The organism is Nostoc sp. (genome assembly GCF_036919555.1).
GTDB lineage: Bacteria > Cyanobacteriota > Cyanobacteriia > Cyanobacteriales > Nostocaceae > Nostoc.
Genome location: NZ_JBALCS010000008.1, coordinates 1 through 17,723, shown reverse-complemented (window position 1 = coordinate 17,723; position 17,723 = coordinate 1). Strand labels below are relative to the sequence as shown.

The following is a 17,723-nucleotide window of genomic DNA, read 5'->3' as shown; positions in this document are numbered from 1 at the left end:
GCTCCTTTTACGGACTCTAATAATAAATAAACTGGTCTTATAGAGTGTGTTCTTTAGAGTTACTGGGTTTTCAGATTTTAAAGTTTCCCTATAAAACCTGAATTTTAATCCCACAGCATAAGGGAGCGGTAGAACCGAAATTTTTAAGTGCTTTTTGGTTGAAATTCAAACGTTTATCTAGCGCTGCAATTGATGAATTGCACTTTTTGTAAGTTCTACTTGAATTTGTTCTTTCAGTCCTGTTTCAGATCCATTTGCTACTTGTTCTAGGAGAGATATCTTTAATTCTCTCAGCTTCGGCTGATCCTTTGAGATTAAAGCAATTTTTAAAGTGTTATACCACAAATCAGCTTGGTTATAGAGATTTGCCTTAGTAAAAACATCATTACTTTGAGAGAGTTGCTTTTCCAAATCTGGTTTAAATGTAACTACTTTCATCGCAGCTGTAGCAAATGGATTGCCTGACGGGCGATTAGCGTCGCAGACTAATTCGACTTGCCAAAGATATCTTCTACCAACTAACAATTCTGAACTGGACAGAGATAGCATCATAATTCCTGGTGAACTTTTAAAGTTTTCGTCTTTAATCTCTTTTACTAACTTAGATTGTTTGCTAGCTTGGTCATATTCATAAAGCCGAAACTCCATTTGCCAGGAGGCAGAATTGCTGATAAACCAAGCGAATGTAGGACGGGTTGCCAAAGTTTGCCCATAAATTTGGGAAGGTGCAAGCAAAATCAGGGCTGGAATGCGACTTGAAGATGTCTCGGACTGAGTTTCACATCCTCTAGAGCCACCTGAAGTTCCCGTAGTCTGAGGTGGGGGATCGTTAGAATTATTGTTCCCATCAGCTAAGGCTGTTGTCGGCATCAATAACAATAAGCTCAAGCCAATATCAATGTATTTAAAAAGGCTTTTCCTCAAACATTTCTGGGAAGGGCGTAATATCTTAGCCATGTTTTACCTCGATAAGTTGCTAGGACAAGTTTTAAGAACATATATGGTTAAACAACCTATATTTTGCAGATGGGCTTGAAAATACGGTTGTGTTGCAAAAACCAGTGCTGGTCTGGTAAAAGTGCAGAAAGCAGATAATTCAGCAGCCAAAGATACCCCGTTAATTAGCCGCAAGTAACTATTCAAATGGCGACACTTAATATGCAAGATTATTCTACTGTCTATGCGCTGGTATATGCGATGTTCCCTCTCGTATCGAAACCTTGAAGAAAAGCTCGGACGAAAGTCTAAGTACAGCTTTGCGTAAAATCGTGGCGAATTGAGAGTTGAAATTTAAACGCATAGGCGCCTTCCCGCAAGGTAGGGGCGCAAAGGAAACCGCAGAGGCACGCAGAGAATTTCCTCTGAATTAATGAAATGTTGTACCAAGCTTAGGCACTTGCCTATGAATACAGAACCGATACTATACTTGATATTCCAACTCAGCGTGGGTAGTTCAAAGAGTCTAAATATTCTTTGAGAGGCGAGTAAGATACCCACCCCAGGAAAATAAATATTTTTTGTAAGTCAAAGTGTAGTGCCTACAAGACCTGACACTGCCCATGATGTCGTAACAAATGGTCACACAGCACCAACGCCACCATTGCTTCAACCATTGGAACTGCACGCGGTAACACACAAGGATCATGGCGTCCTTTGGCTGCTAGTAGCGTTTCTTCGCCCTCACGAGTTACAGTCTTCTGCTCTTTTCTAATTGTTGCTGTCGGCTTAAATGCAACTCGCAAAATGATATTTTCTCCGTTGGAAATTCCCCCTTGAATACCACCAGAACGGTTTGTAAGTGTGCGGATTTCACCATTTTTATCAATATAAAATTCGTCGTTATGCTCAATTCCCGTTAGCAGCGTTCCCCCAAAACCGGAACCAATTTCAAAGCCTTTGCTAGCAGGTAGAGACATGACACCCTTAGCGATATCAGCTTCCAATTTATCAAATACTGGTTCGCCCAAACCTTTGGGCACATTTCGCGCTACACATTCGACGACACCACCGATAGAATCACCTTGTCTACCTGTTTGCTCAATTAATTCAATCATGCGATCGCAGCATTCAGCATCGGGACAACGGACGATATTGCTTTCCACTTGTTCTAAGGTGACAGTGTTTGGATCAACTACACCTTCCAAGTCTTTGATCCGCTTGACGTAAGCGATAATTTCGACATTGGCGACTTGACGGAGAATTTTTTTAGCGATCGCACCTGCTGCTACTCTTCCAATTGTCTCACGCGCTGACGACCTACCCCCACCTTGCCAATTGCGAATGCCATATTTTGCATCATAAGTTGCATCGGCGTGAGAAGGCCGATACTTGTGTGCCATCTCGTCATAATCTTGGGGACGAGTGTCTTGATTTCGTACCAAAATTGCTATAGGCGTTCCTAGTGTTTTGCCTTCAAATACTCCTGATAAAATCTCGCAGGTATCCGCTTCTTTGCGAGGGGTAGTAATTTTACTTTGTCCGGGACGCCTTCTATCTAGTTCTGCTTGAATTTCTTCTGCCGAAATTTCTAGTTGTGGAGGACAACCATCAATCACAACTCCCACACCGCCGCCGTGAGACTCGCCAAAAGTAGTTATCCGAAATAGATGTCCAAAAGTGTTGCCCATGATGTTGAGGAAAAAGGTAAAGCTTATGTATTTTACCTAGAGTTCTTGCAAAAGTTTGTTTTTGCTCTGATCTAACAAATACGGTAGGACTTTTTTTGTTTGGCAAAATGGCATATCTCTAAATTAAACGGTTGCTATGGTATTTGAGGAAGATACATTCCATGCGAAAAAGTACTGACTTGCATTACCCCTGGTAGTTAGCCAGGGGTTTTTATTGGAATTTCACTTTATTAATTGTGAGACTCTAAAAAAATTTTCACTTCCTGAATCTTGTCAGGTGTAGATAAGCCACACTGTACGGTTTCAGGAAAGTACACTTTTCAGTAGCACATCAAACCCTTATAACTTCGTAAAACTTCAATTGCCACAGTGGCAATTCTGTCTGTGCCTGGGGATTCTACTGAGATATTGCACCATTCACTCTAAATAATTTATCTTATCTGGGGAGAGTTTGATCTCCATTTGAGTAATTATTAAGTATGATTACTTAATAAGTGTTAGCCAGTCCCAACAAGAAGCGATTTTTGGCATCTGTTTGTGATCAGGATTGTTAGGGAAGTATGATTTAAAATTGCTAAATCTCAAAGGTCTTGATAAGCTGAAACACCATAATATAAGCCTTCTGGCGGTTTTTCTGTCTTCACATCCCCGAAGATGCCGACGCAATATAGGAGTGTTTTTTAGTGAACGCAGCTGAACAGGCAACAAACCTTGAACTCGCCAGCAACATTGCTACGGTGGTTAATTTGTTCAAATTCGAGTTTCCTGATGCCAAATCTGATCTCAAACCCTGGAAGAATGACCCAGAAACTAGAGAGTTAGTCGATCCAGATTCTATAGATATTGGCTTTCACTTTCCTGGTATTAGCAAATCTTGGCGAAGTCGTAGTATTTTAATTCAAATCCGATTTTATCAAGATCCCATCAATAATTCCCGCCGTGCGATCGGCGTAGAGGTAGCTGGATTTGATCATCGCGGCGAAGCTTGGCGACTTTCTACGGTAGAAAACTGGAGTATTGTCGGCGCATCTTCGCCTTCTGGCGAAATTGGGGAGAAGCTCAAACAGATTTGCCGACAGATTCTAGAAGTTTTTAATAAACAAAGTGATTGAAGAAGAATTCACGAGTCAGAATTCAGGAGCGGAGCCGGAGACGCTCCGCCGAGGCGTCAGAATGCAATCAGTGGGGGATTCAGACCGCCACTCGATAGCGTAGCGTTAGCGAGTCCGCGAGCGTCTTGTTGCACCACTAAATCATAGATTTAGTGGGGGTCTTCAACCCATTTATTCATCCGCTTTTTCGGTCAGAAAACATTGCTGAATTTTGACTCCTGACTCCTGAATTCTGTTTGATAAAATCAACTTGTGTCAGAGAAAGTAGTAAGGAATAATACAGAGGAAAGCTTTGCGTAAGCATAGCCCTACCCAGGCATCGCTAGCCACCCTGATCGCAATGACTACTGTAATATTTGTACATGGCACTGGCATTAGAGAACGAGAATACAACGAAACTTTTCAGATAATTGAGCAAAAGATTCACGCCCAACGTCCTGATATCAAAGTTGCTCCCTGCCTTTGGGGTTCATTAGGTGCAAGGTTTAATGATAATCGGGCATCAGTACCCTTGGAAGATGCGACACTGGCTTTATCTGAGTCAGAAGAAGACGCAGATATTTTATTGTGGCGGCAATTATACCGCGATCCTCTTTATGAATTGCGGCTGTTGTCTTTGAAACCTATTGAGTCAGGAAATCCTTTTGGGGAAGATTCAGGGGATATTTTACAATCTCGTCTGGCGAGTTTCACTCCGGCATCTCAACTGCAAGCTAAGTTGCAAGAGGCGGGAATTGCAGAGATATTTCCAGAAGCACGAGAGGCTGTTATTCGCAGTGAACCGTATGATCAGGCATTGCTCAGAGTTTCCGAATCTGATTTGAGTGAATATTATGCACCAATAGCTAGAGCGATCGTGGCTCAAGCAATGTTTCTTAGCGAACAGCAAGAAAAATTCCCCCCCATACTCACCGATGCCCAATTGCGGGATAATGTTGTGGAATTGCTGACTCTGGCTTTGACAGAGGCGGAGTTAGGATTGGGTGGCTGGTTATTAAAGCCACTTCTTGAGTTAGCCTTGCCAATGGGAACAAATTATGTCAGAGGAAACCGCCTTGAACTAACTGATAAAATTTCGCCTATGCCTGGTGATATTTTGTTGTATCAGACGCGGGGTGAAAAAATCAGGGCGTTTATCCAGGAACAAATTGCCCAAGCAGAACCGCCAGTGGTTTTACTCGCCCATAGCTTGGGAGGTATCGCTTGTGTAGATTTGCTAGTGCAGCAGCAGTTGTCTCAGGTGGAATTATTGGTAACAGTTGGTTCTCAAGCACCATTTTTATATGAGATTAACGCCCTCTACAGCTTAGAATATGGGCAGTTATTGCCAGAGCATTTCCCGGAATGGTTGAATATCTACGATTTACGGGATTTTCTCAGTTACGTTGGGAAGAATATTTTCCGCGATCGCGTGCAGGATGTGCGAGTGGATAGCAGACAACCATTTCCCCGTTCCCACGGTGCTTATTGGACAAATGCTAAAACCTGGGAGGCGATTATTCCGAGGTTGCCATAATGCTTTACTCTTTACGGTATCTAGAAAACCCCTCTCCAAACCTCTCCAATACAAGGCTACGGTGTACAGACAAGTCGAATTACCCCCCTCAATCCCCCCTTTACAAGGGGGGAAGCCGGAAATCTAGTTCCCTCCCCTTTACAAGGGGAGGGTTAGGGTGGGGTAAAAACCATGAGAGGCTAGGTCATCATGCAGTTGACGGCTAAACCTGAGCGGACATTTGGGTTAATTGTGGGTATTGAAAAGTACCACGAATCAGCTTGGAATGTGCCGGGTGGGGGGCCAGCCGATGACGCGCTGAAATTTGCTCATTGGCTGCATTGGCGCGGTGTACCGAAGGAGAATATTCGGTTATGTTTATCAGCACTGGAAGAAAATCATCAGTTAATTGGGGAATGTGGGTTAACTGTAGAGTTAGCAACAGAGCAAAATATCTCTGACATTGTGACTGACTTTTTATCCCCAAAGTCGGGGGATTTACTCTACATTTTTTGGGCGGGACATGGTTTGATTACCTCAGAACGAGAGCGTCGGTTGCTTTGTGCTGATGCAAATAAACAGAATTGGCAGAATTTAGATTTAAATTCTTTATTAGTTTTGCTGGGTTCCGATAAATTTCAGATTCGTAATCATATTTGTATTATTGATGCCTGTGCCAATTATCATTTAGAGTCGGAGGGAAGACTAACTAACTTAGGTGGCAAAGTTTTTTCGAGTGGAAAGCCAAGGAAAGATAGTCAACAATTTGTGTTACTGGCTACGCGGGAAGGAGAGAAGGCTAAGGTAAATTCTGAAAATAAAACTGGATACTTTTCTCAAGCTGTTAGAGAGGCTTTTGCTGAAGCTAATGGCACTTTTCCGCCGGATATGAGGGAAGTTACTGAGGCAGTTAAGCAGCGATTTACCAGTTTAGATAAAAAACAACTGCCAACTTATTTTTATTCCCGCAGTTGGGATGGAGATATCGAAAAATCTCATTTCAACCCCTTTGATATCCCGCATAATATCCCACAGAGTCAAGCTCGTAAGTTTGTTGGGAGAGATGAGCAAATAGAAGAATTGCGTCAGCGATTGCAAGCAAATGATGTTGTGGCTATTACCGATGTCACTGGGCAAGGTGGGGTGGGTAAAACAGAGTTAGCTATTCAATATTCATGGGAATATTTGGAAGATTATTCTGGCGGGTGTTGTTGGTTAAATCCCCAAGGTATTGATTTGGGAACCCAGTTAGTAGAGTTTGGAGTTGTGAATTTACCTAATTTTAATCCTCTTGATGGATTAAGCCTAGCAGGTCAAGTTGCTTATTGCTGGAAGAACTGGCAAGCTGGCAAAGTTTTACTGGTATTTGATGATGTCAAAGACTGGAAGCAAATTCAACGCTATCTACCACCTAAAGGTTCTCGGTTTAAGGTGTTAATTACCACTCGTCAAAACACAGGGTTAACATATCCCTCACTGCCGCTAGGTAAATTGTCAGCAGAGGCAGCTTTAGAATTATTAACAACCCTGCTGGAGAAAGATAGGGTTGAGAAGGAATTAGAGTTTGCTAAGGGACTTTGCAGATTTGTGGGTTATGTACCTTTTGGACTTTACCAAATAGCAGCACAGTGCCGAGAGCCAGGGAGAGTATTATGTTAGCAGACATCCTCGCACGGCTACAAAAGCAAGCACAGAGCGGCGAGTCTGGTGTAGCAGCTGCTTTTGAGTTAAATTGGCAAAGCTTGGAAGCAGAGGCGCAAAAATTGGCTTGTCTGTTGAGTTTGTTTGCTTTGGCTCCTATCCCTTGGTCTTTGGTAGAATCAGCAGCAAGTTATAGCGATTTGGAATTTGACTTGAAAGCTAACTGCGCTGTTTTAGTTGAGCGTTATCTACTGCAAGAATTGGCAGATGACACGTACCAAGTTCACGATCGCATTCGGGAATTATTATGGCAGAAGTTAGAAGAGTTAGCGGAAGCTGACGAACTCAAGCACGGCTATTGTCAAGCAATGGTAGCAGTAGCAAAAGATATTCCTCAGACACCCACATTAATAGAAATTGATCAAGCAACCCTGACTATCCCACACCTTGCAGAAGCTGCCACAGTTTACCAAGATTGGTTAAGCGATGATAATTTAATCTGGCCTTTTGTGGGCTTAAGTAGATTCTACGAAGGACAACGAGCCTACGAGCAAGCCTTACCGTGGAATGAACAAAGTTTATCAGCTGCTAAAAAACGTTTTGGGGATGAACACCCCGATGTGGCAACTAGCCTGAACAATTTGGCACTCCTCTACCGTTCACAGGGGAGGTACAGCGAAGCCGAACCTTTGTACATCCAAGCTTTGTCCATGATAAAACGCCTGCTGGGGGATGAACACCCCGACGTGGCAGCTAGCCTGAACAATTTGGCAGCACTCTACCGTTCCCAGGGAAGGTACAGCGAAGCCGAACCTTTGTATCATCCAAGCTTTGTCCATGACAAAACGCCTGCTGGGGGATGAACACCCCGATGTGGCAACTAGCCTGAACAATTTGGCAGCACTCTACGAATCACAGGGAAGGTACAGCGATGCCGAACCTTTGTACATCCAAGCTGTGGCGATCGCTGAAAAACAGTTGGGGGCAAATCATCCCAATACAATAACGATTCGTAAAAATCTGGAAGAGTCGCGGCGCAATGATCAGCCTTGATTCAGCAGAATAGTTGCTTTTGTCTCCCATTGGTTTCAGTAATTTAGGTAATCTGCATCGGCTGCATTACCCGTCTGCGATTGAAATCCCAGTCTAATAGCTTAACTCCTCTAAAGAGGACTAACCCATTTTTTGAAATTAATTGCAGTCCACTTGAGTGGACTTACGCTATTAGCCCAGTACTTTGAGTGCTGGGCGGGATAGGGAGCTAATTAAGATACATTAATGAGGCTTTGAACTCCGTCAACGAGTCTTTGAACTCCGTCAACGAGTCTTTGAACTCCGTCAACGAGTCTTTTATCTCCGTCAACGAGTCTTTTATCTCCGTCAACGAGTCTTTGAACTCCGTCAACGAGTCTTTTAGCTCCGTCAACGAGTCTTTTAGCTCCGTTAACGAGTCTTTTATCTCCGTCAACGAGTCTTTTATCTCCGTCAACGAGTCTTTTAGCTCCGTTAACGAGTCTTTTAGCTCCGTCAACGAGGCTTTTATCTCCGTCAACGAGCCTCTGAACTCATTTATGATGGTAAAATTTGAAATCCAGCTTGATAAAAATGATTATCTAAGGTTAAAGCTGTAACAATCTCTCGTTGTTGCATAACGATGAATGATAAACAATCAGTGAGAGAATACGATTTATCTTTATGCTTTTGAAAATATTCCCATCCCTGATTAAATAGAGTTCGATCGATTTCGATTAATTCTATATCAGGACTTTCCAATAAACGATTACCAACTTCAACTGCTTTATAATGAAGGTTTCGACTATTAAAAAAAGTAACAACTTCATCAAAAATGTATGTTGTTGTCATTAAAACAGGTTTGGACTTTATTAAAGTAGCCCAATTTTGTAATACTTTTTGATGAGCATCTTCATTTTTGATTTCTAGAGCTAAAATATAGCTGGTATCTAAAAAATAGATACTTCTCATGGATTATAGAGATAGCGATCGTGGTTAATTGCACCATCTTTTACATCACATTCCACAGGATTTGAACCTAAATCCCAAATAGAAGATGTTTGTTTGATGGTAGTAATAATAATTTTTCCATTTTCTTGAATAATCTCAAATTCTTGGTTTTCTCCTAATAGTTCTTTAGGGATTAATAAGCCTTTTTCTGTTGCTGTTAATTTCATGTTTAATTACCTCGATTGTTTTTGTAAGTTAATCAAATGAATTTGCTTTAAGGCGGGCAAGATGCCCACCCCACAAAATTGGATAAGGCTACCAGTTACCTACAAGTTGAGCAGTAGCAGAAAACATTGAGGGATCAATTGAAATGCCTAAGCCCTTAGCTACACGACCACCATAGGAAACATCTGCCCGAAAAAAGTGGCAAAGTTGGCGCATTTGGATGTCTTGCCTTGCTTGAGAGAGACTACCGACAATATTTTTTGCCAGACGCTCCTGCTGTTCAGGAGTCTGTAACCGATACAGATCACCTGCTTGGGTGTAATCGTCGTTTCCTTCACGATGATTGTAACGATCAACGGCAACATCACCCAGGTGGATAGGTGGCTCTGCATAAGCTGGATTTTCCTTGGGCGTACCCTCAGCACTATTGGGTTCATAGTTAGGAGCGCTACCGCCGTTGTTCCCCAACGCCATAAAGCCATCTCGCTGATTATGCATCACTGGACATTTAGGCTGGTTGACAGGTAGTTGCTGATAGTTTCCACCCAAGCGATACCGTTGAGCATCTGGGTAAGAAAAGAGGCGAGCTTGCAGAACCTTGTCTGGAGAGAAACTAACCCCAGGAACCACCGCACTAGGACTAAAAGCAGCTTGCTCAACTTCCGCGAAATAATTCTCAGGGTTCCGATTTAGCTCTAATATTCCAACTTCGATTAGAGGATATTCTCCTTGTTTCCAAACTTTCGTCAAGTCAAAGGGATTATCTCGATGTTTTGACGCTTGCTCGTCTGTCATCACCTGAATACACATCCGCCACTTGGGATAGTCTTTTTGAGCGATCGCTTCAAACAGATCATGAGTCGCATGATCGGGATCTTCTCCTTTTATCTTCGCCGATTCTTCCTCCGTCAAGGTTTGATGCCCTTGCAGAGTCTTAAAGTGAAATTTGCACCAGACGCGATCGCCCTGAGCATTAATCAAACTGAAGGTGTGGCTACCAAAGCCATCCATGTGTCGATAGGTTTTGGGAATTCCCCGATCTGAAAACAGAATCGTCACCTGGTGGAGCGATTCTGGACTGAGTGACCAAAAATCCCACCTTGCATTATGATCTTTGCAATTGGTTTGGGGATTGCGCTTTTGGGTATGGATAAAATCAGGAAACTTAAGCGGGTCACGGATGAAGAAAACAGGGGTATTATTACCTACAAGATCCCAGTTACCCTCCTCAGTATAAAACTTCAGTGAAAAACCTCTAGGGTCACGTTCGGCATCTGCCGAACCCTTTTCTCCCCCGACTGTCGAACAGCGCAGTAGGAATTCCGTTTTCTTGCCAATCTCCGAAAAAAGTTTAGCTTTACTGTAGCGGCTGATGTCATTCGTAACAGTAAAAGTACCGAAAGCTGCCGCACCTTTAGCATGGACAACTCTTTCAGGAACACGTTCTCTGTTGAAATGAGCCAGCTTTTCTAAGAGGTGGAAATCCTGTATTAATACAGGACCACGCGATCCAACTGTGAGTGAATTTTGGTTATCGGCAACAGGAATACCGTCAGCAGTTGTCAAGTTTTGGTGTTCAGTCATTGGTAAAGAAGCTCTCCATTAAGTTACCCAGATTGCTCACAGTATATTTTACTCAGTAGATAGACGGATGGCCACTGATAGACCAGATAATTCATAGTCATAATGAGTTTATATATAAAGCATACTCAATATGACTATGAATTACAACAAATTTGTTTTGTATTTTTGAGATATGTAGGGGCGCACATCTGTGCAGTGGTGTCAACCAAGAGGCTCTTGGATGGGGGCAGGGAGCGTGGAGAAATGATCCCTGACCGAAGAAGACTCATGATACAGAGCAACTAAATTTATTTATATCCGCATTGTATATTTAGGGGGCTTACCGAATTTCGTGAACACTTGGGAGGAAAATTGACAATCACCCTTCTACAAGGAATCGGACAGGGAATAGAAGTTCATCAGGTGGATTTGTGTTTGTATAGAGATGCTATTTTGATGCTGCAAGCTTGGGAACTTTGCTTTTTATAAAGTAAATATGACAGTGAAATTTTCTTAACTTACACCTGATTACGATTATTCTATGCAAATATATCGCTTAATTTTCCAGGCGATCGCTACTTCGTTTTGGACTGTCCATATAAAGCAAATTCGATATTGGTCATTAATCCAAATGCTATGCGAGTACTTTAAATTAAAGTTATCCTGAGTCAAAAAAGTATGATGTCTTCGCTTCCCGTCAACGACACTCAAAATAATTTGCAACAGATCATCGACCAAGTTGCAGAGCAGGGTAAACCTGTGATCGTTCGAGACGATCGCGGTAATGCGATTCTGCTTGCAGAAAAAGATTGGTCTGCAATTCAGGAGACTCTTTACTTATTATCTGTCTCTGGAATGCGAGAATCTATAAAAGAAGGACTAGCAACCTCGATCCAAGAATGTGATGGGGAGTTGGATTGGTGAGTCCGCGAGCGTCTGGGGAGCCAGTTCCAAACCCCGAAGGAGCGAGTTGGAGGTTGATTTACACAAAACAGGCGCAAAAAGATGCGAAGAAATTAACTTCTAGTAACTTAAAGGAAAAGGCCAACCCACGCCACTTGGTGTTCACAATGAAAACCTTGATGCTGCCAAGCTTGCATATCTACTTCAGTAAGTCTTGTCACATTTGAGCATTGCGGTTGAATAATTTGACTTAAAATCGCCCAAAATAGGCTGCGTGTTAAATCTAATGCAGTTTTAGGCCAAGATTCACGATTACCAGGAACACCCAACTCCTGAACAATCTCTGTCTCTACCCAAATACCATGAGCGCCTAAAAGAATTTGTGCCATCCATTTGGCTCTGGGTAAGTGACTTGGCGAGGTAATCAACATGACTTTATGCACTCCCCAACGCCGTAGAATCGGGATACCATAATAGAAATTTTCAAAGGTAGAATTCGCGCACTTTTCTAACCAAACGTTTTCTAACCCTACTAATTCCGGCTGAAAAATTAACCGTATACAGGGGTCTGGGGAACCATGAGAAATTAAAATTGGGGTTTGCGGGTATTGTTTTGCTTTTTGGGCAACATAAATTTCTCGACGAATACTGCCACCAAGTACAAAGAAGGCATCTACTGGCTGCGAATAAGCAAAAACTAAGGTTATAGTAGTTAAAATCAGCCAAGCACCCAGAACAAGGTACAATCCACCAGTTAGTTTTTGTAACAACTGCCACAGATTAGTAAATTTTTTTTTAATAGAGATTAATGATTTGATGGTAAGTTTACGTTTCATGACTTATGTAAGAAAACATGATTTAATGGCTGTCTAACAGTGCTGCAATTGAGTGATCAAAGTGCTATCTTATAAAAGTAATCAAGAAGTGCAAACATGACGCTGATCAAAGTGTCACATCTTCAGTATAGCCTTTGGAAGAAGTCTAACAAACTGAGAAATGGTTGTTAATAATGCAGTATTTTCGGCATCATTCAACGATAAAAATGATGAAGGGAGCATAGCTTAGTTTGGGGTATAAAAACTTAAAATTTTCTGGAAAGCCTGATTGTTAAACTGTCAACAACACAATTATTCCAACTGATATACATGAACCAATCTGCGAAAAGTTACTCTCCGCTCCAAGTAGCCTTGATTGGTGGAGCGATCGCCACTACTGCTGCTATCTCTGTGTTCGGCCCCGCTTGGACTCGTGGTGTCCGTGCCGCTCTAGCCCTACAAGACAGCCCAAAACAGATAGTTGACCAAGTATGGCAAGTAGTGAATCATGAATATGTTGATGCTAAATTTAATCAACAAGATTGGCAAGCAACCAGACAAAGCCTGTTAAACAAAGACTATTCTTCTCGTGAAGAAGCTTATACTGCCATTCGCGAAGCTTTACAAAAGTTGGGAGATCCTTACACTCGGTTCATGGACCCCAAACAGTTTGAAGCCCTGACTAGCCAAACATCTGGGGAAGTCTCTGGCATTGGCATTCGGATGGAAGTGAACCCAAAAACTCAGAGGCTGACTGTTGTCGAAGCCATAGAAAATTCTCCAGCATTGAAAGCGGGACTCAAAGCAGGCGATGAAATTTTAGCAATTGACGGCAAACCCACTCTCAAGATGAAAGTGGATGATGCCTCCAAGCTAATTCGCGGCAAAGCGGGTACTCCCATCAAGCTACGGCTGGCACGGAAAGGGCAAAATGCTTTTGATGTCAAGCTGACCAGAGCAAGTATTGAAGTACCTACAGTCCGTTATACCCTCAGACAAGAAGGGAATCGCCGCGTTGGCTATATCCGTTTACGCGAATTTAGCGCCCACGCCGCAGACCAAATGCAACGAGCCATCCGCGATTTGAACAGCAAAAAAGTTGATTCTTATGTCTTGGATTTGCGGGGAAATCCTGGCGGGTTATTGCAGGCGAGCATTGAAATTGCCCGGATGTGGTATGATAACGGCGGCATTGTCAAGACAATAGACCGTGTGGGCAGCAGTGAGGAAAGTAAAGCCAATCGTACTGCTCTCACAAATCGTCCTTTGGCGGTCTTAGTGGATGGTAATTCAGCTAGTGCTAGCGAAATCCTCACAGGGGCACTTAAGGATAATAAGCGGGCGGTAGTCGTAGGTGGTCAAACCTTTGGTAAGGCATTAGTACAGTCAGTTCATGAGCTCGCAGATGGTTCCGGCTTGGCTGTCACCATTGCCCATTACTACACCCCTGCGGGAACAGATATTAACCACAAAGGGATTACGCCAGATATCAAGCTAGACTTGACAGAGGCACAAGAGCGTCAGTTGGCTTCTAATCCAGATTTAATCGGAACTAAGAGTGATCCACAATATGCCCGGGCGATCGCAATTTTATCAAATAGCAACTTTGCCCAGCCGCCAGCAAATCAGCCCACTCGACCCATGAGCCGCGCCGATAACCTGAAATTTTAGATTGACGCAAATGATTTCTTACCAGGTGTTTATCGAAAAATCGGGTCTAAAACCCCGTGCTTATAGGACGGCTTTTGGTATAATACTAGAGTACCGCTTTCTCTTGCGGGAGGCTCAAAACCAAAGCCTGTGGAGCGAACGTAAGACCAGAAAACCCTTCGGGAGGTGGAGGCAGTTGCTATGAAGCAGGAACCCAAATAAGTAATGTTTGGGAATCACCGTGGCTTTAGTCCGGTGAGGATGTCAAATAGTAGTATTCCCAAATCCAGATTTTTGGAGCTATGAAAACTGCTTAATATATCGTTCTAGGATTTTGGTTTGGGAATACTAGCTAGTAATCCCATCTCCAAAATCTCAGATTTATGAATCATCAGCCAGTTGATGCAACCACCGCCACCAGCTTATTACCAATGGTATCGGTGGTTGTTCCTATTTATAACGGTGAGGCGGATTTACCAGATTTGCTCAATTGTCTGTTGTCTCAAACCTACCCAAAAGACCGGGTAGAATACTTGTTGGTGGACAATAATAGTAGCGATCGCACTCTCACCATTCTCAAAGCATCTGCCGAAAATTGCCCAAATACAATTCACCCTTTGAGCGAAAACCAAATTCAAAGCTCCTATGCTGCTCGTAATACTGGGATTCGCGCCGCTAGGGGTGAAATTATAGTTTTTACCGATGCTGATTGTCGCCCACAACCACAATGGTTAGATGCATTAATTGAGCCTTTTGTCAACAAAGAAGTGGTAATTGTCGCTGGTGAAATTTTGGCACTACCAGGCACAACTCTGCTAGAACAACACGCAGAGCGTCAAGAAACGTTGTCGCCAAAGCATACCCTTGGACATTCCTTTCGTCCCTATGGTCAAACGGCTAATTTAGCGATTCGCCGCTCGGCCTTAGAAAAAGCGGGTTTATTTCGTCCCTATCTTACCACCGGTGGCGATGCCGACATTTGCTGGCGGATTTTGGGGGAAAACATCGGGCGTTTGGAATTTGCCCCGAATGCGATCGTTGGGCACCGCCACCGCGCTACACTTCAAGAACTGCAAAGTCAATGGCGGCGCTATGGGCGCTCAAATCGCTATCTCCACGAACTGCACGGTGTCGATTTGATGCCAGAGATGACACCCAAAGAATACGGCTATCGTTTGGTACGTTGGTTATTGAAGGAAGTACCAAGAGATATAAAAAATGCGTTGGCGCAGCCCAACCCAGGCATCGCGGGTAAAGCCACCCTTGTAGATTTATTAAATACTCCCATTGGTTTGTTCACTGCTAGAGCACGTGCTGCTGGGCAACGAGACACCAAGCTGCCAGAGAATGCTAAGATAATTGATCGTTTACGCTAGTAATGAAGAGTTTGTAGTAAGCACTAAAGTACCTCGGCATTTATTTTTGCTTGCATTGCCTTTTTCATTTACAATTACGCTCGATAGTTCTGTAAGTTAAGCAACATGAACGTCGATGGATTTAGCCAACAGGTAGAGAAATTGCGCTCACAGGTACAGGGATTATTGCAATCCAATGGAACTAAGCCAAACTCAGAACAGGAGATCATAACAGAGGCTTTCGAGCAACTCAACATTGCAATGGAAGAACTATTGACAGCCTCCGAGGAGTTAGAGGTAACACGAACGGCAGTAGAGAAAGAGCGCCAACGTTACCAAGATTTGTTTGAGTTCGCTCCAGATGGTTACTTGGTAACTGATACCGCCGGGACAATCCAAGAGGCTAACTATGCAGCAGCAACCTTGCTCAGTGTCCAGCAAAAGTATCTAGTAGGTAAACCATTAATTCTCTTTATTGCTCAACAAGACCACCAGTCCTTTAGCTCTCAGATGAACAATTTGCAGCCGCTACTGAACTGGGAAATTAACCTACAACCACGGAGAGGAACGCCTTTCCCTGCTAGTGTGAAAGCGTCTGCGGTATACGACCTTGAGGGGAAGCAGCTTGGCTGGCGTTGGCTGCTGTGCAACATCAGTGAACGCAAACAAGCTGAAGAAATGTTGCACCGAGCTTACAATGAATTAGAAATACGGGTGGCGGAACGGACAGAGGAATTGGTAAAAGCAAATCAGAAATTGCAGACTGAAATTACAGACCGTAAACGAGCCGAATCACAACTGCTGCACCTTGCGTTTCATGATGCACTGACGGGTCTGGCAAACCGCGCTGCATTTATGAACCGCCTAACACATGCGCTCAATTATTCAAAACGGCATTCAGATTATCTATTTGCTGTAATGTTTATCGACCTTGATCGATTTAAAGTGATCAATGACAGTTTTGGACACTTAAATGGAGACCAATTACTGGTTATGACTGCAAGGAGGCTAGAACTATGTGTACGCTCCATAGATACAGCCGCACGGCTTGGGGGAGACGAATTTACAATCCTGCTTGAGGGAATCCAAGATATATCAGACGTCATCATAGTCGCTGAACGGATTCAAAAGGAACTAGCGTTACCCTTTGAGCTTGGCGGACAAGAAGTGTTGATAACGGCAAGTATTGGTATCGCCTTGAGTTCAACAGTAGGCTATGAACACCCAGAAGACCTTTTGAGAGATGCTGATACAGCAATGTACCGAGCTAAGGTGCTAGGCAGAGCGCGTTATGAGCTATTTAACTCAGATATGTATGCTAATGTTCTGGCGAGATTGCAGTTAGAGTCCGATTTGCGCCGAGCAATTGAACGCGTTGAGTTTCGAGTTTATTACCAACCGATTGTTTCACTCACAAATGGCTCTATTTTAGGTTTTGAAGCTTTGTTGCGTTGGCAGCATCCAGAACGTGGTCTACTTAATCCAGCAGATTTTATTCCTCTAGCAGAAGAAACTGGACTAATTTTCTCCATTGGCAACTGGATGTTGCATGAAGCCTGTCGCCAGATGCAAGCTTGGCGGGTGTGCCATCATTTCAACTTACTAGAGAAAATCAGTGTCAATCTCTCCCTCAAGCAATTTTCCCAACCGGATTTGATTGAGCAGATTAAGAAAATTTTGCACTCAACTGGTCTTGATGCTGACACTCTAGTGCTAGAGATTACTGAAAACGCAATTGTAGAAAATGGCGATAAGGCAACTGCCACACTCTTACAACTTCGAGAGATGGGCATTGAGTTATCAATTGATGACTTTGGTACAGGTTACTCCTCATTAGGTCGTCTTTATAACTTTCCGATTAGTGTGTTGAAGATTGACCGTTCTTTCATCAGCTCAATCGGCGCTAGTAGTATGAATTTAGAAATTATTGAGATAATTGTCACATTGGCACACAAGCTGGGTGTGAATGTGCTTGCTGAAGGAGTAGAGACAAAAGAGCAACTAGCACTTCTAAGAAAGTTGAGCTGTGAATATGGCCAGGGATATTTTTTCTCAGTTCCATTAAATAGCTCGGCAGCAGAGGCATTAATTATGGCAAATCCTCACTGGTAAGGGTTATTTGAAAAAATTGAAATTTATCAGAGAATTGGGTTTAAAACCCCGTGTTTCTAGCACCGCTTTATATTTACTAGCATTGCCTCTACCACTAAATATGCTAAAATAGTGGAATGCTAACCATCAACTACCGCTATCGAATCTATCCCAACATCACTCAAGAACAGTCGCTCAAAGAGTGGATGGATGTTTGTCGCGTTGCCTATAATTACGGGCTGCGAGAAATCAAGGATTGGTGTAATAGTCGGAAGTGCATGGTT

The 17,723-nt window shown here is 43.1% G+C and carries 14 protein-coding genes and 2 pseudogenes; 9 read left to right on the top strand and 7 right to left on the bottom strand.

Annotation, left to right across the window (positions count from 1 at the left end; all coding sequences use genetic code 11):
- Positions 1–177 precede the first annotated feature (177 nt).
- Both V7K36_RS02730 and aroC read right to left on the bottom strand, forming a co-directional pair.
- Complete coding sequence (locus V7K36_RS02730; RefSeq protein ID WP_335112988.1) at positions 178–957, bottom strand: DUF928 domain-containing protein; 780 nt, start codon at positions 955–957, stop codon at positions 178–180.
- Between the two features lie 581 nt (positions 958–1,538).
- Entirely contained in the window at positions 1,539–2,627 is a 1,089-nt protein-coding gene (gene aroC / locus V7K36_RS02725; protein WP_335112986.1) for a chorismate synthase, read from the bottom strand.
- 683 nt (positions 2,628–3,310) lie between these two features.
- On the opposite strand from aroC, the gene V7K36_RS02720 reads away from it, so the two are divergent.
- The 4 genes and pseudogenes from V7K36_RS02720 to V7K36_RS33955 form a co-directional block, all read left to right on the top strand.
- Complete coding sequence (locus tag V7K36_RS02720) at positions 3,311–3,739, top strand: hypothetical protein (protein WP_335112984.1); 429 nt, start codon at positions 3,311–3,313, stop codon at positions 3,737–3,739.
- Between the two features lie 292 nt (positions 3,740–4,031).
- Positions 4,032–5,255 (top strand): hypothetical protein, encoded by a 1,224-nt coding sequence (locus V7K36_RS02715; protein WP_335112982.1) that lies wholly within the window; start codon positions 4,032–4,034, stop codon positions 5,253–5,255.
- A 189-nt stretch (positions 5,256–5,444) separates the two neighbouring features.
- Positions 5,445–6,893: an NB-ARC domain-containing protein,Caspase domain-containing protein gene (locus V7K36_RS02710; RefSeq protein WP_335112980.1), complete on the top strand. Its 1,449-nt coding sequence runs from the start codon at positions 5,445–5,447 to the stop codon at positions 6,891–6,893.
- Between the two features lie 497 nt (positions 6,894–7,390).
- Positions 7,391–7,928 (top strand): annotated as a pseudogene (locus V7K36_RS33955) (tetratricopeptide repeat protein); the annotation flags it as partial.
- A gap of 212 nt (positions 7,929–8,140) precedes the next feature.
- Here the strand turns inward: V7K36_RS33955 and V7K36_RS33950 are convergent.
- The 4 genes and pseudogenes from V7K36_RS33950 to V7K36_RS02685 form a co-directional block, all read right to left on the bottom strand.
- Positions 8,141–8,293, bottom strand: a pseudogene (locus V7K36_RS33950) (hypothetical protein); the annotation flags it as partial.
- Between the two features lie 151 nt (positions 8,294–8,444).
- Positions 8,445–8,858 carry a type II toxin-antitoxin system VapC family toxin gene (locus tag V7K36_RS02695; protein WP_335112974.1) on the bottom strand — a complete coding sequence of 138 codons (414 nt, stop codon included), beginning with the start codon at positions 8,856–8,858 and terminating at the stop codon, positions 8,445–8,447.
- On the bottom strand, positions 8,855–9,064 hold the full coding sequence (locus tag V7K36_RS02690; protein WP_335112972.1) for a hypothetical protein: 210 nt from the start codon (positions 9,062–9,064) through the stop codon (positions 8,855–8,857). Before V7K36_RS02690 ends, V7K36_RS02695 begins: the two co-directional genes overlap by 4 nt.
- 88 nt (positions 9,065–9,152) lie before the next feature.
- The gene (locus tag V7K36_RS02685; RefSeq protein WP_335112970.1) at positions 9,153–10,646 is read right to left on the bottom strand and encodes a catalase; all 1,494 of its coding nucleotides are present in this window, start codon (positions 10,644–10,646) and stop codon (positions 9,153–9,155) included.
- Positions 10,647–11,303: 657 nt separating this feature from the next.
- Between V7K36_RS02685 and V7K36_RS02680 the strand changes: the two genes are divergently transcribed.
- On the top strand, positions 11,304–11,549 hold the full coding sequence (locus V7K36_RS02680) for a type II toxin-antitoxin system Phd/YefM family antitoxin (protein WP_335112968.1): 246 nt from the start codon (positions 11,304–11,306) through the stop codon (positions 11,547–11,549).
- Positions 11,550–11,656: 107 nt separating this feature from the next.
- Here the strand turns inward: V7K36_RS02680 and V7K36_RS02675 are convergent, their stop codons facing one another.
- Positions 11,657–12,364, bottom strand: coding sequence for a YdcF family protein (locus V7K36_RS02675; RefSeq protein ID WP_335112966.1), 708 nt, complete (start codon positions 12,362–12,364; stop codon positions 11,657–11,659).
- A gap of 309 nt (positions 12,365–12,673) precedes the next feature.
- Between V7K36_RS02675 and ctpB the strand changes: the two genes are divergently transcribed.
- The 4 genes from ctpB to V7K36_RS02655 form a co-directional block, all read left to right on the top strand.
- Positions 12,674–14,014, top strand: coding sequence for a carboxyl-terminal processing protease CtpB (gene ctpB / locus V7K36_RS02670; RefSeq protein ID WP_335112964.1), 1,341 nt, complete (start codon positions 12,674–12,676; stop codon positions 14,012–14,014).
- 362 nt (positions 14,015–14,376) lie between these two features.
- A complete protein-coding gene (locus tag V7K36_RS02665) occupies positions 14,377–15,369 on the top strand; it encodes a glycosyltransferase (protein WP_335112962.1) in 993 nt (330 codons plus the stop codon).
- Positions 15,370–15,474: 105 nt separating this feature from the next.
- Positions 15,475–17,460, top strand: coding sequence for a putative bifunctional diguanylate cyclase/phosphodiesterase (locus V7K36_RS02660; RefSeq protein WP_335112960.1), 1,986 nt, complete (start codon positions 15,475–15,477; stop codon positions 17,458–17,460).
- A gap of 116 nt (positions 17,461–17,576) precedes the next feature.
- The coding region (locus V7K36_RS02655) for a helix-turn-helix domain-containing protein (protein ID WP_335113231.1) at positions 17,577–17,723 on the top strand (147 nt) is incomplete at its 3' end.